The organism is Actinoalloteichus sp. AHMU CJ021, from assembly GCF_002895405.1.
GTDB classification, from domain to species: domain Bacteria; phylum Actinomycetota; class Actinomycetes; order Mycobacteriales; family Pseudonocardiaceae; genus Actinoalloteichus_B; species Actinoalloteichus_B caeruleus.
In genome coordinates this window covers 2,222,657-2,245,829 of sequence record NZ_CP025990.1, presented here as the reverse complement: position 1 = coordinate 2,245,829, position 23,173 = coordinate 2,222,657, and the positions used below count along the sequence as shown (strand labels likewise).

The window sequence follows — 23,173 nt, the reverse complement described above, 5'->3', positions numbered from 1 at the left end:
GCGGATGTTCGGGGTCGGGCGCCCACCCGGCCGACGTCCCGGTGCCCGTCGGTCATCTCGCGAGGAGCGTCGAGACCTTCCCGGTGACCGTGTCGACGATCCCCACGCCGCTGACCCTGGCGTGGATCGCGGGCACCGGGCGCAGGGCGGCGAACCCGGCCACCAGCTGCTCGCCGGTGATCCCCATGGCCAGCGTGCAGTGCGGGACCCACGAACCGGGCAGGTAGTACGCGGAGGGTTGCCGCACGCCACCGGCGAGCACGTCATGCACGGCGGAATGCACCGCGAGCAGTTCGACGTCCACCATCGCCCCGAGCATGAGCACGTCCTCGCTGGTCGTGAAGGTGCCCACGGTGTGCAGCCAGAGGTCGGGCAGGTGGATCCGGTCCAGTTCCCCGGCGAGCTCCCGGCGGATGGGCACTGGGAACGCGGCCCCCATCGCCAGGGTCAGGTGCGGCCGGTGCTGCCCGTGGCCCAGCCGAGCGAGACTGGGCACCCCGGCCCGCTCCAAGCGTTCCCACAGCACCCGAACGGCCCGTTCGGCCTCGTCGTCGAAGTAGAACACCAGTGCCTCAGCCACGAGGCGCAGTGTGCCCCGGCGAGGCGGCCCCCGGTGGCCGGATCGGTGAATCCACCCGAACGGCGCGCGGGCACCCGGGGCGGCGGCGGGCGGCCGCTCACCCGCGTTCCCCGGTGGGACCAGGGCGACCGCGGAGGTCCTCAGCGCTCGCCTGGCAGCGCGAACAGGCCCTCGTCGGTCTGTTCCATCAACCCGTCGACGAGCAGGCTGTCCAGGCAGCGGTCCCGCTGGCCCGCGTCCGCCCACACCAGGTCGAGTCGGTGCCGCTCGACGGGCCGGTCCGACCCGCGCACCACGTCGAGCAGCAGCCCCCGCACCTGGCGGTCGGTCCCGGCGAAGCGCTGCACGGGTTTCGCCGGTCCGCTGTAGGCGGGGCGGCCGGCCCGCTGCCAGGCGCAGTCGGACAGGACGGGGCAGTCGGCGCACCTCGGCGACCGCGCGGTGCACACGATCGCGCCCAACTCCATCAACGCCGCCGAGTACCTGGCCGCCCTCGACTCGGTGGTGGGGAGCAACACCGCGACGTCCGCCAGGTCCCGTGTCGTCGACGGAGGACCGGCGTCCGCCGCGCCGTGCACCGCCCTGGCGACCACCCGCCGGACGTTGGTGTCGACGACGGGGGTGCGTTGACCGTAGGCGAAAGCGGCGACCGCCCGTGCGGTGTACGCGCCGATCCCGGGCAGCGCCAGCAGGACGTCCACGTCCGAGGGGACGACGTCGTCATGCCGTTCCGCGATCTCGGTGGCGGCCGCATGCAGGCGCAACGCCCGCCTGGGGTAGCCGAGCTTGCCCCAGGCGCGGACGACCTCGCCCTGGGTCTCGGCCGCCAGGTCCGACGGGCGCGGCCAGCGCGCCATCCAGTTCAGCCAGACGGGTTCCACCCGGGACACCGGCGTCTGCTGGAGCATGATCTCGCTCACCAGGACGCCCCACGCGCTCGTGTCCGGATCACGCCAGGGCAGGTCCCTGGCGTGGACGTCGAACCAGGCGAGGACGGTGTCCGGCGGCAGTTCTCGGCTTCTCATGACGGTCTGATCCTGGCAGTGCGTCCGCGCGGGGACGACGCGGGGTGGTGGCCGGCGGCCCCACACCCCACGGGTCCCGGGGGGTCGGCGCCCCACGGAGGGCCCTCGCCGGAACGGGGTTGAGTTCGACCACCCCGAAAACGGGTCATGCGACACGCGTGGCTGAACGAAAGGCCATTGCTCCACCTGGAGTAGTGATCGGGTTACCGTCGGACGCGTGATCCAACCGACCGGCCCGCTGCCCCCCACCGTGTACTGGCGACGTCGCCTGGTCGCACTCGGTGGTGCGATCCTGGTCGTGGTCCTGGCGCTCTGGGCGGTGGCCGCCGCCTCCGGCGGCGAGGACACCGACCGGGCCGCGTCACACGAGGAGGCCCCGGTGAACCCGCCCGGCCACCCGCCGCCCTCCCCGGATGCCGGTCCCGGCCCGGCCACCAGCACCCCGTCAAGCCGTCCCGCCGGGTCCGAGGACCCGGCGGAGGACGGCGCCCCCGGTTCCGCCCGTCCCGGGACCAGCGGGGCCCCGGCGTCTTCCTCGGCCCCACCGGGACCCCCACCGGTGTGCCCAGACGAGGCGATCTCCGTGCGGGCGTCGAGCTCCGGACCCGAGCACCGGGTCGGGCAACGACCGGTCCTGAGCCTCCTCGTCACCAACGAGGGGACCGAGCCGTGCGCGAGGGACGTCAACCGGGAGCTGCGCGAACTGACCGTCACCACGGCGGACCAGCGGACCGTCCTGTGGTCCAGCAACCACTGCTACTCGGCGGACCAGCCAGAGGTGCCCGTGCTCGACCCCGGCGAGGAGCTGAACTTCGAGATCACCTGGGCGGGCAGGACCTCGGAACCAGGGTGTCCCACCGACCGGCAGCAGGTGCCGGCGGGGGATTACCTCCTGGTCCCCAGGCTGGGCGAGCTCGTCGGCGAACCGGTCCAGTTCCGGCTCCTGCCCTGACCGGGCGGCCGGTGTCCCGCCAGCCCTCCGACCGTCGGCCCAGCTCGCCAGGCCGCCCGTCGACCGCGCATAACTCCGCAGGTCACGGCGTTGTGTGCTTTTCGCATGCGGAAGCTAACGAGCCGAACACCGTTCAGCGTCTTTTCGCTCCCCACGCCGGTCGCGCACCGTCACGCGCGCTAGCTTCGCGACTATGTCGCCCAGCCGGGGAAGCGCCCCTGAACCGGGCCGGACACGGTGAGAGCGAGAAGACGCTTCACCGCCCGGCTGCTCGTCCTCCTGACCGCCGCGTCCCTCGGGACGGCGACCACGGTCGACGGGCCGACCGCGCGCGCACGGCCGAGCGAACCGCCTGCCCTCGTCGCCGCCGAGGACACGACGGCACCGATGAGCCCGGGCGAGCAGGCGGCCACCTACCCGGACGGGCTGTCCGAGGCGATCCGTCGAGACCTGGAGACCGACCCCCGCACCTACGCGGTGCGCGCCGTGCGGGCGGCCGCCGCCGCGGAGACCGCCGAGGAGCTGCGGGAGTCGCTGGGTGACCGATTCGGCGGAGCCTGGTTCGACCCGGACGACGGTGGCCTGAACGTGGCGGTCACCAGCCAGGCCGCCGCCGAGACCGCGCGAGCCGCCGGAGCGCGGACGCACCTCCGAGGGCTGGACGCCCGCAGGCTGTCCGAGGCCGCCGACCGCGTCCGGGACTGGGTGAGCGGGCTACCCGTGGACCAGGAGGCCCTGGTCCACGCCGTCGGCGTCAGCTCCAGGACCAGCACCGTCGAACTCACCGTCGTGAACAGCCCGACCGGGCGGGAACTCGCGGCCCGAGCACCCGAGGACGACGTCCGGGTCAGCGTCAGGGTCGCCGATCACCGGCCCCACCCCCAGCTCGACCTGTTCGGATGGGACGGGATCACCTCCCGCCGCGAGGACGGCGGCGCCGGGCGTCCCTGCTCGCTCGGGTTCAACGCACTCGACGCGGTGGGGCGGGCCACCTCCCTGACCGCCGGCCACTGCGGGCACGGGGGCGCCAGCCAGGTCAAGAGCCGACGGGACGGCAGCCTGATCGGCATCTTCGAGGCCGTGTTCTGGGACAGCCTCACCGGGGGCGGGCGCGGCCACGACCACGCGGTGGTCCGCATCACCGACCCGCGGTATCCCATGCGACCCGGGGTCACCGACCAGCGCGGTGACACCCTGCCCGTCGAGACCGTCGCCGCGCCGATCGAGGGCATGCCGGTCTGCGTGGTCGGTCAGGCGTCCGGCTGGGAATGCGGCACGATCGACGCGGTGGAGGTGGACGTCCGGGTCGACGACCTCGCCGGGGGGTTCCACCGCCAGCTGACCTTCCAACACGACGCCTGCACCGCCTCCGGCGACAGCGGCGCTCCGGTCCTGTCCGGGACGGCGGCGATCGGTCTGCACTCCGCCGGAACGACCACACCGGGCGGTCACCGCTGCCCGGCCGGGGTGGCCCGCACCGCCGGCTACGCCCAGCCCCTGGCGACCAGCGTCCTGCCGGCGCACGACGACGAGCTGCGCATCCTGACCACCTCCGACGACAGCGACGGCGACGGTGTCCCGGACCACATCGAGCTCGCCGACGACCCCACCGCCGTGCGCGACGAGAACGGCGACGGCGTCCCGGCCTACCTCGACCCGGACGAACCGCAGCTCAGGACGCCGGTCGTCACGTTCCCCGAGGACGGTTCCCGGCACACCGACCGGCTGCTGCCGCTGATCGGCACCGCGAAGCCGAGCGCCGAGGTGACCGTCGAGTACCGGGGGACCAGGACGACCACGGTCGCGCGAACGGACGGGTCGTGGCGCATCGACCCGGAGGAGGAACTGCCACTCGGCCGGTACGAACTCGCCGTCTCCCAGTTCTGGACCGCCCCGAACGGGAGCGAGTGGCAGTCCGGCCTCGTCATGACCTCCTTCGTCGTCTCCCCGCCAGAGCCCGAGATCAGCGCGCCGGTCACCGGCTGGCAGACCACGAACAGCCGTCCGGTGATCGCCGGGACGGGCACCCCAGGAGCCGACGTGTCCGTGTCGGTGGACGGGCACGTCGTGGGCGTCGCCACGGTCGGCGGGGACGGGCACTGGTCGGTGACACCCGCCGAACCCCTGCCGGACGGCGCCAGGACGGTGACGGTCGAACAGGAGGTGGACAGCGTGCTGTCCCAGCCCACGACCGGCACGCTCACCGTGGTGGGCTCGGGGAACGTGCCACCACCGGAGGTCCACGCGGGCCCCGAGGGGTCCGCGGTGGCCAAGCACGCCGAGCCCCGGGTCGTGGAGGGGACGCAGGGCGGCGGCAGCCAACCCAGCCGCTTCGTCGACCAGGCCGCCGAGGGTGAGGACGACGGACTGCTGCGGTTCCTCCCGCTGCTCACGGTCGCCGCCCTGGCCCTCGCGGTGGGCTCCGGCCTGACCTTCGGGCGCCGGCGGCGGGAGGGCGAGGACAACGTCGAGGTCTGAGCGGCTGTCGGGGCTGGCCGGCGGTCAGCTCTGCGCCAGGTCCCGGAGTGCCGCCAGCGCCGCGCCGAGGTGGGGCACCTCGGTGACCACGACGTCCTCCGGAACCCGACCCGAGTCCGGCGGCACCAGTGCCCGCCGGAAACCGAGGCGGCCCGCCTCGGCCAGCCGACGTCCCAGCCCGGTGACCCGGCGGACCTCGCCGGCGAGCCCGACCTCCCCCAGGACCACGAGGTCGGAGGGCAGGGCGACATCGGCCTTGGCTGAGGCCACGGCCAGCGCGAGCGCGAGGTCAGCCGCTGGTTCGGTCACCTTCATCCCACCCACGGTGGCGGTGAAGACGTCGGCGTCACCGAGCCGGACCCGACCGCGTCGCTCCAGGACGGCGAGGATCATCGACACCCGAGCGGAGTCCAGCCCGCTGACGGCACGTCTGGGCGTGGCCAGCGTGGAGGCGGCGACCAGGGCCTGGACCTCGGCGAGCAACGGCCGCTTGCCCTCCACGACGACGGTGACCGCCGTGCCGGGCACGGTCACCTCGCGGTCGCTGAGGAACAGCCCGGACGGGTCGGGGAGACCCACGATGCCGTCGTCCCGGAGTTCGAAGCAGCCGACCTCGTCCGCCGCCCCGAAGCGGTTCTTCACGCCCCGGATCATCCGCAGCGTCGAGTGGCGGTCGCCCTCGAAGTGCAGCACGACGTCGACCAGGTGTTCCAGCACCCGGGGGCCGGCCACGGAACCGTCCTTGGTCACGTGACCGACGAGGACCACCGGGACCCCGCGTTCCTTGGCCATCGCGGTCAGCGCCACGGTGACGGCCCGGACCTGGGTCATCCCGCCGGGGCCGCCATCGGCCTCCGGGGACTGCATCGTCTGGACCGAGTCCACGATGAGCAGACCGGGACGTACCGCGTCCACGTGCCCGAGAACGGCGGACAGGTCGCTCTCGGCACCGAGGTAGAGCCGTTGGTGCAGGCTGCCGGTGCGTTCCGCGCGGAGGCGCACCTGGCCGGCCGACTCCTCACCGGTGACGTACAGCGCCGGCTCGTCCGAGCTCGCCGCCCACTGGTGGGCGACCTCGAGCAGCAGGGTGGACTTCCCGACTCCCGGCTCACCGGCGAGCAGCACCACCGCCCCGGGAACGAGCCCGCCGCCCAGGACGCGGTCGAGTTCCGGCACGCCGCTCGGGCGGGCCCTGCTCGACTCGATGTCCACCTCGACGATTGGTCGCGCCGGGGTCGAGGGAGCCCCGGCGGCGAGGCGGCCCGCCCCGCTCACCCCGCTCGTCCGAGCGGCGGGCATCTCGCCGATGCTTCCCCACGCCTGGCACTCGGGGCACCGTCCCAGCCACTTGGCCACCTCGTGGCCGCATTCCGCGCACCGGTGCCGGGGTCGGGGGGCCCTGGTGTTCTTGGTCGCCACGACCCGCAAGGTAGGGCAACCGCCCGACGGGTCCGGTCAGGGGAGGGTGCCGCGCCCGGGGAGGTGGGCGCACGCTGACCGCCGGGACTGGGCGGGATGGCCGTCCCAGCTGCCGCGGGGGAGCGGGACGGCCGAGACGTCAGTCGCCGCGGGTCGCCGGCTCCGGGTCCTCGCCCACGGGCACCTGAACGCTCAGCGACCCGGCGTTCTCGAACTCGAACACCAGTTCCACGTTCACGCCAGGGTGGACCTCGTCGTGCAGGCCGACGAGGGTGAGGGAGAGCACACCGATGTCCGCGACGTCCTGGCCCGACTGGGCGGCGTCCGTCTCCGGCGCCGACTGGCTCATCTCGGCGGAGGGCTCCCCCGCCTCGGGAGTGGAGGTCTCCAGCTCGGAGGTCGCCTCACCCAGGCCCGTCGCCACCAGCTTGGTGCCGGCCGGCAGCGCGGTGTCGCCCTCGACCGTCACGGACTCGGCCGACGGGGACGTGACCGACAGCAGCGTGTCGGCGCCGGTGCCGCGGTTGACGATCGTGACCGAGACCGGGGCATCCGATCCCGCCGGGTAGGCGGGCGGGTCCTGCTCGGTGGGGAAGGTCAGCTTCGCGTCGCGGACCGCGATCGTTCCCGCGTCCGCGTCGGCGCCCGCGATCACGGGCACCTGCGAGCTGGTCTGCGTGATCTGCCCGGCGCTGCACCCCGTGAGCAGCAGGGCGGCACCCAGTCCGAGCGCGGCGGGGAGCATGCCTACGCGACGCGTGCGGGACGGGAGCGTCCTGCTGGCGCCTCCGACTCCTGGTGCCTCCGGTGCGCCTGTCACGTGCGGTCCTCCCTCTGACCGGGACTGCGGTGGCATGTCCGTGGCGGTAGCTGACGTGTCGGCAGCCTATCCAAGGCTCACCAGCCGCTCACAACCAGATCCCATCAGGGGCGCACGTCCACCCGTTCGGTGCGCCAGCCTGGATCAACGGGTGGGGAAAGGGGCGTCACATGCATGGCGGTCCGGGGTTTGTCAACCCCGCGCACGGCCCCTGACCTGCAACAAGGGTTCGCCGGCTGCTCGGGGTCAGCTTGTGTCCCGTGTTAAGATGGGCGAAGCGAAAGGGGCAGAGGACACATGGTTTTCAAGGTCGGAGAGACCGTCGTCTACCCGCACCACGGTGCCGCTCTCATCGAAGCAATCGAAACCCGAGTAATTCAGGGCGAGGAGAAGCAGTACCTCGTTCTCAAGGTAGCCCAGGGCGACCTCACGGTGCGCGTCCCCGCCGACAACGCCGAAATCGTCGGTGTGCGGGATGTCGTGGGGCAGGAAGGGCTGAACCGGGTCTTCGAGGTGCTGCGTGCTCCGCACACCGAGGAGCCGACCAACTGGTCCCGGCGGTACAAGGCCAACCTGGAGAAACTCGCGTCCGGCGACGTGAACAAGGTTGCCGAAGTGGTGCGTGATCTGTGGCGGCGCGAGAAGGACCGGGGCCTGTCGGCTGGCGAGAAGCGCATGCTGGCCAAGGCGCGGCAGATACTGGTCAGTGAGCTGGCTCTCGCCGAGGGCACCGACGAAGGCAAAGCGGAGACGCTGCTCGACGAGGTCCTCGCGACCGCTTCCTGACCCCCACGGACTTCCGCGCCGTGGGGCTTCCGTTCCGCGGCTCACGGGGGACCGGCCGGAGTGGCCGGCTCCCGCTCGCGGAGGGGCTCGACGTGCCGGCCGTCCGCCGCCGGCCGGTGGGGGAGCCGCAGGCGGCGGGTTTTCGGTGGAGTCGTTGCGAGTGGAAGAACGTGTCATGGAACGGCGGTCGTGGTGACCGTCGTCGCACTGGTGCCCGCGGCCGGGCACGGGGTTCGGCTCGGCGCGGGCCGACCCAAGGCCCTCGTGACGGTCGCAGGTGAATCGTTGCTGGTCAGGGCAGTTCGTGGCCTGACCGAGTCAGGTTCTGTCGATCGGGTCGTCGTCGCCGCGCCGACGGACGAGGTGACCGAGGTGACCGGGCTGCTCGCGTCATTCGGGCGGGCCGTGGACGTCGTCGCGGGAGGCGAGACCCGCACCGACTCGGTCGGGCTGGCCCTGCGGGCGGCGCTCGCCGCCCTGCCGAACACGAGCGTGGTCCTGGTCCACGATGCCGCGCGGGCGTTCATGCCCACCTCGGTGATCAGGTCGGTGGTGGACACGGTCCGGGCCGGGGCGGGAGCCGTCACACCGGTGCTCCCGCTCGCGGACACCGTGAAGGAGGTCGACGCCACCGGCTTCGTCCGCCACACGCCCGACCGCGCCGTGCTGAGGCTGACCCAGACCCCGCAGGCCTTCGCCGTCGACGTGCTGCTGCGGGCTCACGGGCTGTCCGCTCGGACCAGCCCCGACGACCCGTCCCGATCCGGGCGATCCGGCGCGGGGCCCGGCGCCACGGATGACGCCGGGCTGGTCGAGCGCCGTGGCGAGAAGGTCCTCACGGTTCCCGGCCACCCCCACGGGTTCAAGATCACCACTCCCTTCGACCTGGTGGTCGCCGAGGCACTGGCCGCTGCGACCGCGGGCGACCCCACACCGGAACGGAGCGCGACCAGCGGTGAGTGACCTGATGCCCAGGGTGGGGCTCGGCACCGACGTCCACCCGGTGCTCGCCGGCCGGGCCTGCTGGATGGCCGGTCTCCGCTGGGAGGGCGTCGACGGCTGCGCCGGTCACTCGGACGGCGACGTGGCCGCGCACGCGCTCTGCGACGCGGTCCTCTCCGCCGCGGGGCTGGGAGACCTCGGGGCAGTCTTCGGCACCGACTCCGACCGGTGGGCCGGCGCCCACGGCGTCGAGTTCCTGGCGGAGGCGAGGTCCCTGGCGGCCGAGGCGGGTTTCCGGCTCGGCAACGCGGCCGTGCAGGTGATCGGCAACGCCCCCCGCATCGGCCCCCGCCGCGCGGAGGCCCAGCGGGTGCTCTCCGAGGCCCTGGGCGGCCCGGTGAGCGTCACCGGGACCACCACCGACGGCCTCGGGCTGACCGGGCGGGGCGAGGGCGTCGCGGCGATCGCCACCGCACTGCTGCTCCCCGTGCGGTGAGCCGCCCGAGTCCGGCACGACGAAGGCGCGGGACGGCCACCTTCGGCCGTGGGACGGCGGCAACAGGAGCGTGACCACCGCCCGCCGCCCGCCTAGGGTGGACGGCATGGCGATCGACGGGGTGCTCTTCGACTTCTCGGGAACCTTGTTCCGGTTGGAGCCGGACGGCTCCTGGTTCGACGGTTCCATCGGGGACCCCGGGATGATCATGGACTCGGCCGGGCAGGACCGGCTCCTGCGCGCGCTGATCGCCCCGACCGGTCCCGGGGCGGGGCTGCCAGCAGGGCTCCAACGGGCCTGGGAGCGGCGGGACCTCGAACCGGAGCTGCACCGGCTGGTCTACGTGGAGATCATGCGCGGCGCGGGGGTGTCCACCTCCCACGCGGAACACGTGTACGAGCTGATGCTGGACCCGGCCCACTGGCGCCCCTACCCGGACACCGAGGTCGTCCTGCGCGGCCTCCGCGACCGGGGGGTCAAGGTCGCGGTGGTCAGCAACATCGCCTGGGACATCCGGGCCTCCTTCGACCGGCTCGGGGTGGCGGACCTGGTGGACGCCTACGTGCTGTCCTACGTCGAGAACGCGGCGAAACCGGACCTGCGCCTGTTCCGCACCGCGTGCGACCGGCTGGGCCTGCCGGCCGGCCGGACGCTTATGATCGGGGACAGCGAGGAGGCCGACGGCGCCGCGGCGGCCCTGGGGTGCGACTTCCAGCTCGTGGAGCCGGCTCCGGTCGCCGACCGGCCGGACGCCCTGCTGCGGGCGCTGCGTGAGCGGGGTCTCCTTGACGAGACGGTCGTCGGGTAGGCGATCATGGTGGTGGCGGGCCGTCCCCTCGACTCGCCCGGGAGCCGCGACCACCGCCCCCGGGTCGCCCGCCCAGCGGGTGGCCATCGCGCCCCGTGACCGGCTTCCGCGCGCTGCTTCCGTACCATCTCGGCTGTGAGCCTGCGCCTACACGACACCGGCACCCGCACGACCAGGGAGTTCCGTCCCCTCACCGAGGGGGCCGTGTCGATGTACGTCTGTGGGGCCACCGTCCAGGGCGCACCCCACATCGGCCACCTCCGCAGCGGGCTGAACTTCGACGTGCTGCGCCGCTGGCTGGAGGCGGACGGCTACCGCGTGACGATGGTGCGCAACGTCACCGACATCGACGACAAGGTGCTGCGCAAGGCTGAGGCGGCGGGTGTCCCGTGGTGGGAGTGGGCCGCCAGCAACGAACGTGCCTTCCAGGACGCCTACGACACGCTGAACTGCCTCCGGCCCGCCATCGAGCCAAGGGCGACCGGCCACGTCACGCAGATGGTCGAGCTGATGGAACGGCTGATCGATCGCGGCCACGCCTACGCCGCCGCCGGCGACGTCTACTTCTCGGTCACCAGCTGCCCCGACTACGGCACCCTGTCCGGTCAACGGCTGGACGAGATGCAGCAGGGCGAGACCGCGGCCGAGGGCAAGCGCGACCCCCGGGACTTCACCCTGTGGAAGGCGGCCAAGCCCGGTGAACCCTCGTGGCCGACCCCCTGGGGACCCGGGCGGCCCGGATGGCACCTGGAGTGCTCCGCCATGGCCACCTACTACCTCGGGGACCGGTTCGACATCCACGGCGGTGGCACCGACCTGGTCTTCCCGCACCACGAGAACGAGCTGGCCCAGTCGACCGCGGCGGGAGACCCCTTCGCGCGGTACTGGCTGCACAACAACTGGGTGACCATGGGCGGCGAGAAGATGTCCAAGTCCCTGGGCAACACCCTCGCCGTCCCGGCCCTCCTCGAGCAGGTCCGGGCACCGGAACTGCGCTACTACCTGCTGACCGCCCACTACCGCTCGACCCTGGAGTTCCAGCACGAGGCCCTCCGGGAGGCGGCCACCGCCTACCAGCGGATCGAGGCCTTCGTCCGCCGTGCGGTGCGCGTCGCCGGGCAGCTCGACCCAGCCCTCGCGGTCGAGGCCCTGCCAGCGCGGCGCGGCGAGTTCGCCGAGGCGATGGACGACGACCTCAACGTGCCGAAGGCGCTGGCGATCATCCACAACCAGGTCCGGCACGGCAACCAGCTGCGCGCCGAGGGCGAATCCGAACGGCAGGCCCTCGCTGAACAGGCCGGCACAGTACGCTGGATGTTGCAGGTGCTCGGGCTTGATCCTCTCGACCCCCGGTGGGGCAACGCCGAGGCCTCGGAACTCCCGGCGACGGCCGCGCTGGACGCGCTGGTCGGACAGCTGCTCGCCGAGCGGCAGCGCAGCCGGGAGGAGCGTGACTTCGCCACCGCCGACGCGATCAGGGACCGACTGCTGGCCGTCGGCGTGGCTGTCGAGGACGGACCGGACGGACCGGTCTGGACGTTGAAGGGCACCAACTGATGGCAGGCAACTCCCAGCGCCGTGGCGCGATGCGCAAGCCGGGCACCAAGAAGGGCGCGGTCGTCGGCTCCGGCGGGCAGCGGCGCAAGGGGCTGGAGGGCAAGGGGCCGACTCCACCCGCCTCGATGCGTCCCAACCACCCCGCCAAGAAGCGGGCGGACGCCGCGAGGCGGCAGGAAGCCGCCCGGCAGCAGCGGGCGAGGGCGGCGGGCAACCAACCGGAGACGATCGCGGGTCGCAACCCGGTGGCCGAGTGCCTGCGCGCGGGTGTCCCGGCAACGGCGCTCTACGTCGCGTTGGGGATCGACGCCGACGACCGGGTCAGGGACGCGGTCGGCCTGGCCGCAGAGCGGGGCATCTCCGTGCTGGAGGTCGCCCGCACCGAACTCGACAAGATCACCCAGGGAGCCCTGCACCAGGGCCTGGCGCTCCAGGTGCCACCGTTCGACTACGCCCACCCCGACGACCTGCTCACCGCCGCCGAGGAGACCGGGCGCCCGCCGCTGCTGGTCGCGTTGGACGGCGTCACCGACCCGAGGAACCTCGGAGCGGTCATCCGCTCCGCCGCGGCCTTCGGGGCGCACGGTGTCGTCATCCCGCAGCGCCGCAGCGCGGGGATGACGGCCGTGGCCTGGCGCACCAGCGCCGGCACCGCCGCCCGCATCCCCGTCGCGATGGCGACCAACCTGACCAGGACCCTGAAGGACTGGGCGAAGCAGGGACTCATGGTCGTGGGACTGGACGCGGACGGGTCGGTCGAGCTCGACGACCTGTCCCTGGCCACCGACCCCTTGGTGATCGTGGTCGGGTCCGAGGGCCGGGGGCTGTCCCGGCTGGTCCGGGAGAACTGCGACGCCACCGTGTCGATCCCGATGGCCGCCGGAGTGGAGTCGCTGAACGCCTCCGTCGCGGCCGGTGTGCTCCTCGCGGAGGTCGCCCGGCGTCGCCGGCTGCGCTGACCCCACTCCTCCCGGCCGCGGCACAGACCTGGGGGAGTCATGTCGTTCGCCAGCCCGCTCTTTCTCTGGTACTTCATGCCCGCCGTCCTCGCGGTGCTGCTGATAGCGCCGCGAGGGTGGCGCAACGGCGTCGTCGCCGTCGCCAGCCTGCTGTTCTACGCGAGCGGGGCCGGCGGTACGACGCTGCTGCTGCTGGTCTGCATCGCGGTGAACTACCTGGTCGCACCGGCCCTCGAACCGGACGAGTGGGATCTGGGGCGGGCCAGGAAGCGGTGGATGCTGATCGGCGTCATCACGCTGAACGTGTCCATCCTGTTCGTGTGGAAGTACGCCGGCTTCCTCACCGAGCAGGCCGCGGTGCTCGCCGGGTGGTTCGGCCTGGAAACCCCGGTGGTCGAGCTGGCCCTGCCCATCGGCATCTCCTTCTACACCTTCCACCACATCTCCTACGTGGTCGACATCTACCGGGGCGAACGGCGGGCACTGCGGGACCCCGTGTCGTTCGTGACCTACATCTCGATGTTCCCGCAGCTGGTGGCGGGACCCATCGTGCGTTACCACGAGATCGCCGACCAGCTCCCGCAGCGGCGCACCCACCGGCTCGACGACATCGCCGCGGGCTTACCCCGGTTCGCGCTCGGCCTCACCAAGAAGGTCGTGGTCGCGGACTCCCTCGCCCCCGTCGCCGCCGCCTGCTTCGCCACGCCAGCCGACGAGATGACCTTCGCCGTCGCGTGGCTCGGAGCGATCACCTACACGCTCCAGCTGTACTTCGACTTCTCCGGCTACTCGGACATGGCCATCGGCCTGGGCCGGATGCTCGGGTTCCGGCTGCCGGAGAACTTCGCCCGGCCCTACTCCTCGGTGACCGTCACGGAGTTCTGGCGCCGCTGGCACATGTCCCTCTCCCGCTGGTTCCGCGACTACGTCTACATCCCCCTCGGCGGGAACAGGGGGGGCAAGCGGAAGACCTACCGCAACCTGTGGATCATCTTCCTGCTCACCGGGATCTGGCACGGCGCGAACTGGACCTTCGTCGTGTGGGGCCTGTTCCACGGCGCGTTGTTGGTCGCCGAGCGGGCCATGGGCTGGGACCGGGCTCCTGGCGGGGCAGCCGCCGCCATCGGCCGCCGGGTACTGACGATGCTGCTCGTGACCGCCGGCTGGGTCGTGTTCCGGGCACCCGACCTGTCGTCAGCGCTCAGCGTGCTGGCCAACATGCTCCTGCCGGACCTGGCCGGGCTCACCTACGACGTGGAGTCGGCGCTGAGCAACCAACGGCTGTTGATCCTCGTGCTGGCCGCCACCGTGTTCCTGCTGCCCGGGCGGAGCGTGACGGGCCCCTACCTGGAGTCGGCCCGCAGCCGGCCAGCGGCGGTGTTGCGCGTCGCCGTCGTCACCGCCGGTCTCTGCTACGCGGCCATCCTCGTCGCCACCGGCACCTTCAGCCCCTTCCTCTACTACCAGTTCTGATCCTGGGCGGTTCCTTTCCCGGTGGGGAGACGGTTGCCCGGGTGTCCGTACGCAGCGTCTCGCGTCTCGCTCGACTTGGGGGTCACGCGGCGCCGAGGCGGTCCAGGCGCCCGCCATGCGGTGGGACGGGTTGGGCCGACCGTGGGTAGCGTGGATCGAACGGCCGGAATGTTGGTACCGGTGTTGGTAGTTTCTGCCGTGGCGGTGCTTGTGGAGGGAGATCTGATGTACATCGAGGATGGCGGTGGGGGCACGCAGCCGGCGGCTATGCCCGAGGCCGGCAAGATGATGGGCAGCATCGGACGGTTCAGCGCGGCCGCTGCCGCCGGTAAGGTGTCGATCGATCCCGAGAGCGCCGAATCAATGGCGAGGAAGATCGACGCGATAGCCGAGAGAGCAGGGAACTGATTGCAGCGGGTCGACGAACTCGACCAGAGAGTTCCCCTGGGGTCGAGCCCGGTGGCCCTCCAGATGTCAGAACAGACCAAGCTCAGCGCTGCCGGGACATCGCAGTCCGCAAAGGAAAACCTCGTGCTGTACATCGAGGCATTGACGGAGTTGGCGGCGGCCGTTCGAGCCAGTGCTCGGCGCACTCAGGCCGCGGATGAACAGACCGCAGCCGAGTTCAACCGGCTGGGAGGGGATGAGGCGTGAGGCGCAGGGGTGTGGGTGTGTGGGGAACAGCCCTGGGACTGGTGGGACTGCTGTCTGCCTGCGCGAGCGCGGAGCAGGGGACCGCAGTGGCCGTGGAGCCGACGGTGGGTTCCTCCCTTCCGGGGAGCGCCGATCCGTCGGTGGGTGGGAGTCCCGGTGAGCAGCCGGGGGTGGATGTGGCGGCGGAGCTGTCGGAGATGTTGCCCTGTGAGATCCTCAGCGACGAGGAAGTGGACGATCTCGGTTTTGATCCGGAGAGTGCCTCGTTCGATGACGTAGGCTTGTCCTATGCCTGTGACTACCGTCCTCCTGGGGGCGGACGTCCACCTATGTCCATTCAGCTGAATTGGCAACGCAGCGTTGACCAACTGGACCTGACTAACTACTCCGTCGAGGAAAAGAGCGTGGGGCCGTTGCGTGCTCTCAGGATTGTCAGCGGAGCCGACTCGCAACACTGTCAGGTGTCCGTCGCTCTCAGCTCGGAGGCCCATGTGTCAATCTTCGTCCATTACGGGGGGACGACCGAGCAGGCGTGTGCCACGGCGGAGTCAGTCGCGGCTGCTGTGGAGCCTAAGCTGCCTCGGTCCTCGGGATAACCGGGAAAACGGTACTACTCCACGAGTGAGAGTGACTCCCCTCGGCCTTGGTGGTTCGTTGGAAGAGTTTCGTTCCTCATCTTGCGTGGGTTCGGAGGCTGGGGTCGTTGGGCTTCTCGCGCCCTCCCCATGGACTGGGGTCCGGTGAGGGGGAAGCCTGACCGTTGGCGATTTCAGCAGGGCTGCCATGCTATTCAGGCGTTGACGGAGTTGTCGGCGGCCATCCAAGCCAGGGCCCTGCGTACTTAGGCTGCGGATGAACAGACCGCAGCCGAGTTCAACCGGCTGGGAGGGGATGAGGCGTGAGGCGCAGGGGTGTGGGTGTGTGGGGAACAGCCCTGGGACTGGTGGGACTGCTGTCTGCCTGCGCGAGCGCGGAGCAGGGGACCGCGGTGGCCGTGGAGCCGACGGTGGGTTCCTCCCTTCCGGGGAGCGCCGATCCGTCGGTGGGTGGGAGTCCCGGTGAGCAGCCGGGGGTGGATGTGGCGGCGGAGCTGTCGGAAATGCTGCCCTGTGAGATCCTCAGCGACGAGGAAGTGGACGATCTCGGTTTCGATCCGGAGAGCGCTTCGTTCAACGACGTCGGAGTGTCCTACTCCTGTAATTACCGTCCACCGGCTGGGGGAACTCCGCTCATGTACATTGGTCTGGACTGGAAACTGAGTATTGATCAGCTGAACTTGAGCAACTTCATCGCTGAGGAAATGAGTGTGGGGCCGCTGCGTGCGCTGAGGATCACCGACAAGATTGATCCAGAGTCGTGTCAGATGTCTCTGGCGCTGAGCGAGCAGGCCCACGTGTCGATTTTCGTGAAGTTCGGAGGGACGACCGAGCAGGCGTGCGCCATAGCGGAGGAGACTGCTGCGGCAGTGGAGCCGTCGTTGCCTCGGTCCCCGGGCTGACCGCAGCGAGGTGGTGCTCCCCGGTTGTGGCTGATTCAGGACGGCGCTTGTCCGTATTATCGTTTTTTGAGGGAAGTGTTCTTGTGGGGGCAGCGTCGTGTGGTATTCATATTGCGAGGGGTGGTGAGTGCTTTATCCCTTCACGATCTCCCCGTGGGCTGGTATTTCTACGATTGCGCACCTGCCGCATGTTTATTTCGGCCTGTTGTATGTCAGGGTGACAGAGGTGACGGTGTTGTAGGTCGGTCCAGTACTTGACGTGTTCGTGAGGTGGATGAGCAGAACGCAGCCGAGTTCAACAGGCTGGGAGGGGATGGGGCGTGAGGCGCAGGGGTGTGGGTGTGTGGGGAACAGCCCTGGGACTGGTGGGACTGCTGTCTGCCTGCACGAGCGCGGAACGAGGGACCGCGGTGGCCGTGGAGCCGACGGTGGGTTCCTCCCTTCCGGGGAGCGCCGACCCGTCGGTGGGTGGGAGCCCCGGCGAGCAGCCGGGGGTGGATGTGGTGGCGGAGCTGTCGGAGATGCTGCCCTGCGAAATCCTCAGCGACGAGGAAATGACCGCTCTGGGCTTCGACCCGGAGACCGCCACGTTCGATGACGTCGGCCTGTCCCACGACTGCCGCTACCGTTTTCCGGGCGGCGAGCGTCCGGTCATGACGATTCACCTGAACTGGATGCGCGGAGTTGATCAGCTGAACCTGACGAACTACACGGTTGAGGAGATTGGTGTGGGTCCGTTGCGCGCGCTCCGCATCATTGACGAAATACCGTCAGAACATTGTCAAATTTCGGTGGACTTGAGCGAGCAGGCCCATGTGTCATTTTTTGTGCATTACGCGGGAACAGTCGAGCGGGCGTGCGCCCTAGCGGAGGACACCGCAGCGGCGGTGGAGCCGTTGTTGCCTCGGTCTTCGGGCTGACCAGGCTGACGGTGGTGTTCCTCGGGTGCGGGTGATCCAAAACGGGACACTCCCGAATCCTTGGTGCGCCGAGGGCACTGCTCTCATTCAGTCCTCGTCGTGGGCGGTGGGCAACGGCCTGCGGGATGTCCGTGGTGAGGTGGCGGGCGGTAGTTCGCCTCCACGCTGTCCCGTAAGAGACTGCCCACATCGAGGCGTTGACGGAGTTGGCGGCGGCTATCCGAGCCAGTGCCCGGCGCACTCAGGCCGCGGATGAACAGACTGCAGCCGAGTTCAACCGGCTGGGAGGGGATGAGGCGTGAGGCGCAGGGGTGTGGGTGTGTGGGGAACAGCCCTGGGGCTGGTGGGGCTGCTGTCTGCCTGCGCGAGCGCGGAGCAGGGGACTGCGGTCGCGGTGGGTCCCACGGTGGAGTCCTCCGTAGCGGGGAGTGCTGATCCGTCGGTGGGTGGGGGTCCCGGTGAGCAGCCGGGGGTGGATGTGGCGGCGGAGCTGTCGGAAATGTTGCCCTGTGAGATCCTCAGTGACGAGAAAATAACCGCCCTGGGTTTTGATCCGGAGAGCGCTTCGTTTGATGACGTCGGCCTGTCCTATGCCTGTAGTTACCGTTGGCCAAGTGGGGGACTCACGCTCATGGCCATCGACCTCAATTGGAAGCGAAGCGTTGATCAACTGGACTTGACTAGTTATACATCCGAGGAGACAAGTGTAGGGTCGTTGCGGGCGCTCAGGATCGTTGACAAACCCGAATCGGAGCACTGTCAGATGTCGTTGGCGCTTAGCTCGCAGGCCCATGTAACAATCTCCGTGCATTATGCGGGGACGGCCGAACAGGCTTGTGACCTAGCGGAACAGGTGGCGGCGGCGGTGGAGCCTGAGCTGCCTCGGTCCTCGGGGTAACCGGGAAAACGGTACTACTCCACGAGTGAGAGTGACTCCCCTCGACCGAGGTGGTTCGATGGGAGGGGTTTTTCGGCATGCCTGGCTCGGAGGTTGGGGTCGTTTGGCTTTCGCGCTCCCCTCATGGACTGGGGTCGGCAACGGGGAGCCTGGCGGGTGGCGATTCCAGTAGGGCTGAACTGCTGTTCGGGCGTTGACGGAGTTGTCGGCGGCGTTCGAGCCAGTGCTCGGCGTATTCAGGCTGTGGATGAGCAGAACGTGTCTGCTTTCGGCTGGCTGGGAGGGAATGAGGCGTGAGGCGCAGGGGTGTGGGTGTGTGGGGAACAGCGCTGGGGCTGGTGGGACTGCTGTCTGCCTGCGCGAGCGCGGAGCAGGGGACCGCGGTGGCCGTGGGGCCGACAGTGGGTTCCTCCCTTCCGGGGAGCGCTGATCCGTCGGTGGGTGGGGGTCCCGGTGAGCCGCCGGGGGTGGATGTGGCGGCGGAGCTGTCGGAGATGTTGCCCTGTGAGATTCTCAGCGACGAGGAAATAACCGCTCTGGGCTTCGACCCGGAGACTGCCACGTTCGATGACGTCGGCCTGTCCTACGACTGTGTCTATCGTTTAGCACACGAAGCCAGTCCGCTCATGGCAATTCATTTGAACTGGAGACGCAGTGTTGATCAGCTGAATCTGACGAACTACACGGTTGAAGAGATCGATGTGGGTCCATTGCGCGCGCTCCGCATCATTAACAAAACCCTGTCAGAACATTGTCAGATTTCGGTGGACCTGAGTGAGCAGGCCCATGTGTCAATTTATGTGCATTACGCGGGAACAGTCGAGCAGGCGTGCGCCCTAGCGGAGGACACCGCGGCGGCGGTGGAGCCTGTGCTGCCTCGTTCCCTCAGCTGACCGCAGCCGATGGCCGTGTTCGCCGGCCGTGTGCGTTGTCCGTCGAACCGCCCTGCGTGTTCGCTGGCGGAACGGGTGAGCTGGGAGGCGGAACGCGTGCCCTCCCGCCGACTGGTGGTCGTGGGTGCGGACCCGCCACTCGTCGACGAACCGGGTCAGGGCCGCGGTAGCGACCCGCTCCGCCGAAGAGGAACGGGCGGGGGGGGAGGAACGGAACCGGCGGCCACCCGCTGCCCGGCGACGGGGTGGGTGGGACTGTCAGCGAGGGCCTTCGCGAGGGCCGCCGAGTGCGGCCAGTTCGGTGGCGAAGGCGGGATGCGGCTGGGCGAACCGCACCCACTGCCCGTCCGGCGTGACTTCGGCGGAGAGCACCGCGTTCCAGCCGGAGCGGCCGAAGACGAAACCGGAGCAGATCACGGCGGCCACCCCGAGGACGATGGGGAGGCCGAGCAGCGGCTGCGGTTCTCCGAGAGCCAGGAAGGTCACGACCGCCGCGAGGGCGACGGCGAGGCCCCCGAACAGCAGGGCCCGTGCCGTGCCGCGCAGCCGGGATCGGTGGGCGAGGCACGACTCGCAGAGCGGCCAGCCGGTGAGGGAGACCCCGCGCTGGTTCTGCGCGTTCTCCGCGACGCGGGCGGCGATGCTGACCGCTCCCGCCTGGGCGGGAGTCCCCTTGGTGGTGGGGCGTGTCACCAGCGCGACGTCCTGCCAGGAGCTGGCGGGCGCGCCGTGCCTCGCGCAGCGCCCGGGACGTCGGCGTTCGGCGGCGAGCCAGGCCGCCGGAACGACGAGGGGCTCGTCACCCCGGTGTGGCGCCATCGGTCCTCCCGTCTCGGTACCGACGCCGGTGGGCGCGGCGTTCGGCGGAGATCCTCTCATTGTTTTGGCCCAGGGTTCACTCCTTTCGGAGTACGGTCAGGCCCGGCAGCACTGGGTGAGATGGGGCAGACCACATGGAATTCGAAGCCAGGACGGACAGCATCCGGGCCTTCGCCGACCGGGTGGACGGTCTGGGGCAGGACGTGCCGAACGCCACGAGTTACATCAGCACGCACCTGGACATCGGTTACGCGGACGCCCGGCTCTTCGCGACGATCGCCGCCGCGTGTGACAGCGCCAGGGAGGCGCTGCTCACCAGCTACGAGCACCTGCGGAGCATCTCCGAGGAGTCCGCGGCCGAGCTGCGTGGCGCGGCGACGATGTACGACAACACCGACGAGGACGAGGCTCGGCGACTGGACGCCACCTACGCCGGCTGAACATCGGAACCGGTCGCGGCCGTCCGCCGCCAGTGAGAAGGGAACGAGGAACACATCGTGGCCGACACGCCGTCGAGCAATCTGACCGAGCCGGTGCCCGAGACGCTGGTGCCGGGCGGTATCGCGAACGTGCTGGGTGCCAGCCAGTACCTGAGCCCGACCTACTGGATCAGTGAGCTGACGAACCTGATCTGCGGTACCAACCCCACGGAGTGGATCGCCCAGCAGTACGTGGGCGACTGGGAGCAGGCATCCAAGGCGGGGGGCGCGCTCGCGAACCTGGCCGAGTTCAACACCGACTTCGCGGCGGACGTGAGGGGCGCCACCGAGGACGTCGCCCACGACTGGACCGGGAACGCCGCCGACCAGGCCACCGGTTACCACCACCAGCTGGTCGACGCGCTGAACGCGCAGGTCGACGACCTCAAGGACGTGGCGCACCAGTTCCAGACGATGGCGCAGGGCGTGTCCTCCACGACGAACGCCATCAAGAGCACCTTCGAGGGGCTCTGCGACACGATCATCGCGGCCGCGATCAGTGCGGCCGCCGCAGCCGCGACCAGCTGGACCGTGGTCGGCGGCATCATCGGTGGCTCCGCCACCGCCGCGGCGATCGCCAACGGCGTCCGGCTCTGGGCGAAGATCATCGAGCTGATGGGGACCGCCTGGGACATCGCGCAGGCCTTCTCCGGCACGGTCGCCGGTTACCTGGGCGGTCTGCGCGGAGTAGCCGACCACGAGCTGCCCGCCGGCGGCTACGACCACCCGGGGGTGAACCGGTGAGCAGTCCGGAGCAGGAGCCGATGATGGACGTGGCGGGCGGGGATCCGGCCCTGTCCCGACACCTGCGTGACTCGTTGAAGGTGCTGCGCGACGCCAGCGACAACCCGGAGTTCCAGCGGTTGGCCGACGACATCATCGCCGGTCGGCAGGGCCTGCGGGCGGCCGCCACCTCCGACCTGTTCGCGCAGGCGATGGCGCCGCACGTCGGGCAGTTCGTCGAGCGCTACGAGCAGCTCTCCGAGGAGGAACGGGAGGAGCTGGCCCGGCAGGGGGAACGGCAACTCGCCGAGCAGCGGGAGGTCATCGCCGAGGAACGCCGCGAGGCCGAGCGGCGGGCCAGGCGGCGGGACGACGACGATGACGACGACGAGGGCGGCGGCGGCTTCCTCCAGCGCGGTTGGTGATCTCCGTGGCCCGTGCGAAAGTGTGGCGGCCAGCCCTCACGGTCGGCGGCGGACCTCGTCACCCACCTCTCGGCGGGTGGCGAGCCCAGTCCCGGGCAGGTGCGGACGGACGGCCGTCGCGCACCGCTGGTGGCCGGGCGAGATCCGGGTTTCCGACCTGGGGAGAACCCCGGCTCGTTACCGTGTAGTGGTGGTAGCGCAGGGGAGCCGGGAGTCCACGGGCTGGCAGCCGAGCACTCCGGGGCCGGAGGAGCCGCCGGGCGGCCAGGGCCTGCCCGAGGTGCACGAGTCCTGGCTGCCGAGGGAGCACTCGCTGTACCGCCCGAGGCACGGTGGCAGGCAGCTGGTCGCCCTCGTGTCCGCCGCGGTGTTCTTCGGTGCCCCGTTGGCCGCGTACGCGGTGGGAGCGCGGGCGGCGGAGATCGAGAACCGCCCGCTGGTCGAGTTCCCGTCACTCTCGGAAGGCTGGGGTTTCGTCACCGGCCTGTCCCAGTGGGCCACGGACAACCTCGTCTTCCGCGAGGCGGCGGTCCACGCGGCGGACGGCATCAGTCGGGGGGTCTTCGACGACGGTTCGCCGTTCGGTGGCCAGCGTGGCGGCTCCCCGCTCGACCAGGGGCCGATCGCTCCGCCCGTCCCGCAGGAGGACACGCCTCCCTCGGAGGACGGCCCGTTGATCCTCGCAGAGTCCAGCGAGGTCATCGAGGGCAAGGAGGGGTGGCTCTACTACGGCTACGACATCGAGGGGAAGTGCTCCCAGAACCGTCCGATCGACGACACCATCGACGGCATGCGTGAGCTGCGCCGGGTGGTGGAGGAGTCCGGCCGACGGCTGGTGGTGCTGGTCGTGCCGGACAAGAGCACCGTGGTCCCGGAGTACATGCCGGACCAGTACCCCGGGATGGACTGCGCCGAGGAGGTGCGGGACGAGCTGTGGCAGCGGTTACCGGACGAGACCGGCGCGATCGATCCCCGGGTGAACCTGATGCAGGGCGGAACCGCCGCCTCCACCTACCACCGGCTGGACACGCACTGGAACGACGAGGGCGCCATCATCGGGCTGCGGCGGATCGCCGAGGCGGTCCAGCCGGGGGTGACGCGGTCCTGGCGCACCGTTCCCGACGGCCGGTGGGACCACAGTCCTGACCTCCCGCCGCTCCTCGGGCGCGCGGAGACCGAGGAGACGACCCGGTTCCAGCTGCGACCGGACGGCCGGACCGACCGCACCCGGGCGCGCACCACCCGGATCACCGAGCCGGTGCGTTTCGAGTCGGAACCGATCGAGGGAACCGTCCCCGAGAAGGTGGCGATGCTCGGTGACTCCTTCATGATCTCCACCAGCCGCTACGTCCCCGCCGCCTTCAACGATCTGACGTTGATCAGTTACACCGTCGCGCACACCGACCGCCAGCTCATGTTGGACGTGCTCGCCGACAGCGAGGTGATCGTCGTGCAGGCGGTGGAGCGGGTGTTGGCCAGCGGGGTGGCTCCCTTCGCCGATCCCGAGGTGGTGGCCGACATCGAGCGGACCCTGTCGGCCAACCCGCGCTGAGGCCTGGCGGGCGGGAC

At 70.5% G+C, this 23,173-nt stretch carries 25 protein-coding genes; 20 read left to right on the top strand and 5 right to left on the bottom strand.

The genetic code is table 11. The features are described 5' to 3' along the window. Positions 1-52 precede the first annotated feature (52 nt). Positions 53-580, bottom strand: coding sequence for a 2'-5' RNA ligase family protein (locus C1701_RS09360; RefSeq protein WP_026417596.1), 528 nt, complete (start codon positions 578-580; stop codon positions 53-55). A 140-nt stretch (positions 581-720) separates the two neighbouring features. Next, a complete protein-coding gene (locus C1701_RS09355) occupies positions 721-1,605 on the bottom strand; it encodes an A/G-specific adenine glycosylase (RefSeq protein ID WP_026417595.1) in 885 nt (294 codons plus the stop codon). 217 nt (positions 1,606-1,822) lie between these two features. Between C1701_RS09355 and C1701_RS09350 the strand changes: the two genes are divergently transcribed. Beyond that, complete coding sequence (locus C1701_RS09350) at positions 1,823-2,557, top strand: hypothetical protein (protein WP_051313473.1); 735 nt, start codon at positions 1,823-1,825, stop codon at positions 2,555-2,557. Between the two features lie 237 nt (positions 2,558-2,794). Beyond that, the gene (locus C1701_RS09345; protein ID WP_103055817.1) at positions 2,795-5,035 is read left to right on the top strand and encodes an Ig-like domain-containing protein; all 2,241 of its coding nucleotides are present in this window, start codon (positions 2,795-2,797) and stop codon (positions 5,033-5,035) included. A 24-nt stretch (positions 5,036-5,059) separates the two neighbouring features. Here C1701_RS09345 and radA read toward each other — a convergent pair whose 3' ends face one another. Beyond that, entirely contained in the window at positions 5,060-6,454 is a 1,395-nt protein-coding gene (gene radA / locus C1701_RS09340; RefSeq protein ID WP_103055816.1) for a DNA repair protein RadA, read from the bottom strand. 139 nt (positions 6,455-6,593) lie between these two features. After that, the gene (locus C1701_RS09335; protein ID WP_156038592.1) at positions 6,594-7,274 is read right to left on the bottom strand and encodes a hypothetical protein; all 681 of its coding nucleotides are present in this window, start codon (positions 7,272-7,274) and stop codon (positions 6,594-6,596) included. Between the two features lie 297 nt (positions 7,275-7,571). Here C1701_RS09335 and C1701_RS09330 point away from each other — a divergent pair, with 297 nt between their 5' ends. From C1701_RS09330 to C1701_RS09270, 14 genes are all read left to right on the top strand, one after another. Then, positions 7,572-8,060, top strand: coding sequence for a CarD family transcriptional regulator (locus C1701_RS09330; protein ID WP_016698477.1), 489 nt, complete (start codon positions 7,572-7,574; stop codon positions 8,058-8,060). A 192-nt stretch (positions 8,061-8,252) separates the two neighbouring features. Further along, positions 8,253-9,023, top strand: coding sequence for a 2-C-methyl-D-erythritol 4-phosphate cytidylyltransferase (gene ispD, locus C1701_RS09325; protein WP_030106775.1), 771 nt, complete (start codon positions 8,253-8,255; stop codon positions 9,021-9,023). A gap of 4 nt (positions 9,024-9,027) precedes the next feature. Further along, entirely contained in the window at positions 9,028-9,498 is a 471-nt protein-coding gene (gene ispF / locus C1701_RS09320) for a 2-C-methyl-D-erythritol 2,4-cyclodiphosphate synthase (protein ID WP_030226214.1), read from the top strand. A gap of 106 nt (positions 9,499-9,604) precedes the next feature. Continuing rightward, positions 9,605-10,306 carry an HAD family hydrolase gene (locus tag C1701_RS09315; protein WP_026417589.1) on the top strand — a complete coding sequence of 234 codons (702 nt, stop codon included), beginning with the start codon at positions 9,605-9,607 and terminating at the stop codon, positions 10,304-10,306. Between the two features lie 135 nt (positions 10,307-10,441). Next, positions 10,442-11,863 (top strand): cysteine--tRNA ligase, encoded by a 1,422-nt coding sequence (cysS, locus tag C1701_RS09310; RefSeq protein ID WP_030106777.1) that lies wholly within the window; start codon positions 10,442-10,444, stop codon positions 11,861-11,863. Continuing rightward, the gene (gene rlmB / locus C1701_RS09305) at positions 11,863-12,822 is read left to right on the top strand and encodes a 23S rRNA (guanosine(2251)-2'-O)-methyltransferase RlmB (protein ID WP_026417587.1); all 960 of its coding nucleotides are present in this window, start codon (positions 11,863-11,865) and stop codon (positions 12,820-12,822) included. Before cysS ends, rlmB begins: the two co-directional genes overlap by 1 nt. 39 nt (positions 12,823-12,861) lie before the next feature. Next, positions 12,862-14,295: an MBOAT family O-acyltransferase gene (locus tag C1701_RS09300; protein WP_030226218.1), complete on the top strand. Its 1,434-nt coding sequence runs from the start codon at positions 12,862-12,864 to the stop codon at positions 14,293-14,295. A gap of 225 nt (positions 14,296-14,520) precedes the next feature. Continuing rightward, entirely contained in the window at positions 14,521-14,703 is a 183-nt protein-coding gene (locus C1701_RS27285; RefSeq protein ID WP_337662208.1) for a hypothetical protein, read from the top strand. 63 nt (positions 14,704-14,766) lie between these two features. Continuing rightward, on the top strand, positions 14,767-14,949 hold the full coding sequence (locus C1701_RS27280; RefSeq protein WP_337662207.1) for a hypothetical protein: 183 nt from the start codon (positions 14,767-14,769) through the stop codon (positions 14,947-14,949). After that, entirely contained in the window at positions 14,946-15,545 is a 600-nt protein-coding gene (locus C1701_RS09290) for a DUF3558 domain-containing protein (RefSeq protein ID WP_308208857.1), read from the top strand. Before C1701_RS27280 ends, C1701_RS09290 begins: the two co-directional genes overlap by 4 nt. A 347-nt stretch (positions 15,546-15,892) precedes the next feature. After that, positions 15,893-16,447 (top strand): DUF3558 domain-containing protein, encoded by a 555-nt coding sequence (locus tag C1701_RS09285; protein ID WP_103055814.1) that lies wholly within the window; start codon positions 15,893-15,895, stop codon positions 16,445-16,447. A 365-nt stretch (positions 16,448-16,812) separates the two neighbouring features. Then, positions 16,813-17,367 (top strand): DUF3558 domain-containing protein, encoded by a 555-nt coding sequence (locus C1701_RS09280; protein ID WP_103055813.1) that lies wholly within the window; start codon positions 16,813-16,815, stop codon positions 17,365-17,367. 298 nt (positions 17,368-17,665) lie between these two features. Beyond that, positions 17,666-18,265 (top strand): DUF3558 domain-containing protein, encoded by a 600-nt coding sequence (locus C1701_RS09275; protein WP_337662206.1) that lies wholly within the window; start codon positions 17,666-17,668, stop codon positions 18,263-18,265. Between the two features lie 314 nt (positions 18,266-18,579). Next, positions 18,580-19,158: a DUF3558 domain-containing protein gene (locus C1701_RS09270; RefSeq protein ID WP_337662205.1), complete on the top strand. Its 579-nt coding sequence runs from the start codon at positions 18,580-18,582 to the stop codon at positions 19,156-19,158. Between the two features lie 258 nt (positions 19,159-19,416). Here the strand turns inward: C1701_RS09270 and C1701_RS09265 are convergent, their stop codons facing one another. Then, a complete protein-coding gene (locus tag C1701_RS09265; RefSeq protein WP_026417583.1) occupies positions 19,417-19,977 on the bottom strand; it encodes a hypothetical protein in 561 nt (186 codons plus the stop codon). A 134-nt stretch (positions 19,978-20,111) separates the two neighbouring features. Here C1701_RS09265 and C1701_RS09260 point away from each other — a divergent pair, with 134 nt between their 5' ends. From C1701_RS09260 to C1701_RS09245, 4 genes are all read left to right on the top strand, one after another. Further along, positions 20,112-20,417, top strand: coding sequence for a type VII secretion target (locus C1701_RS09260; RefSeq protein ID WP_051313401.1), 306 nt, complete (start codon positions 20,112-20,114; stop codon positions 20,415-20,417). A gap of 57 nt (positions 20,418-20,474) precedes the next feature. Continuing rightward, positions 20,475-21,200 (top strand): hypothetical protein, encoded by a 726-nt coding sequence (locus tag C1701_RS09255; RefSeq protein ID WP_051313399.1) that lies wholly within the window; start codon positions 20,475-20,477, stop codon positions 21,198-21,200. Next, complete coding sequence (locus C1701_RS09250; protein ID WP_026417580.1) at positions 21,197-21,604, top strand: hypothetical protein; 408 nt, start codon at positions 21,197-21,199, stop codon at positions 21,602-21,604. The genes C1701_RS09255 and C1701_RS09250 overlap by 4 nt, the downstream gene beginning before the upstream one ends. A 190-nt stretch (positions 21,605-21,794) precedes the next feature. Next, a complete protein-coding gene (locus C1701_RS09245) occupies positions 21,795-23,156 on the top strand; it encodes an alginate O-acetyltransferase AlgX-related protein (protein ID WP_162147268.1) in 1,362 nt (453 codons plus the stop codon). Positions 23,157-23,173: the final 17 nt, after the last annotated feature.

Bases quoted from the DNA above. Each gene is read 5' to 3' on its own strand.
- C1701_RS09355 (WP_026417595.1), bottom strand. From the start codon at position 1,605: ATGAGAAGCCGAGAACTGCCGCCGGACACCGTCCTCGCCTGGTTCGAC.
- C1701_RS09330 (WP_016698477.1), top strand. From the start codon at position 7,572: ATGGTTTTCAAGGTCGGAGAGACCGTCGTCTACCCGCACCACGGTGCC.
- ispF (WP_030226214.1), top strand. From the start codon at position 9,028: ATGCCCAGGGTGGGGCTCGGCACCGACGTCCACCCGGTGCTCGCCGGC.
- C1701_RS09315 (WP_026417589.1), top strand. From the start codon at position 9,605: ATGGCGATCGACGGGGTGCTCTTCGACTTCTCGGGAACCTTGTTCCGG.
- rlmB (WP_026417587.1), top strand. From the start codon at position 11,863: ATGGCAGGCAACTCCCAGCGCCGTGGCGCGATGCGCAAGCCGGGCACC.
- C1701_RS09300 (WP_030226218.1), top strand. From the start codon at position 12,862: ATGTCGTTCGCCAGCCCGCTCTTTCTCTGGTACTTCATGCCCGCCGTC.
- C1701_RS27285 (WP_337662208.1), top strand. From the start codon at position 14,521: ATGTACATCGAGGATGGCGGTGGGGGCACGCAGCCGGCGGCTATGCCC.
- C1701_RS27280 (WP_337662207.1), top strand. From the start codon at position 14,767: ATGTCAGAACAGACCAAGCTCAGCGCTGCCGGGACATCGCAGTCCGCA.
- C1701_RS09265 (WP_026417583.1), bottom strand. From the start codon at position 19,977: ATGGCGCCACACCGGGGTGACGAGCCCCTCGTCGTTCCGGCGGCCTGG.
- C1701_RS09260 (WP_051313401.1), top strand. From the start codon at position 20,112: ATGGAATTCGAAGCCAGGACGGACAGCATCCGGGCCTTCGCCGACCGG.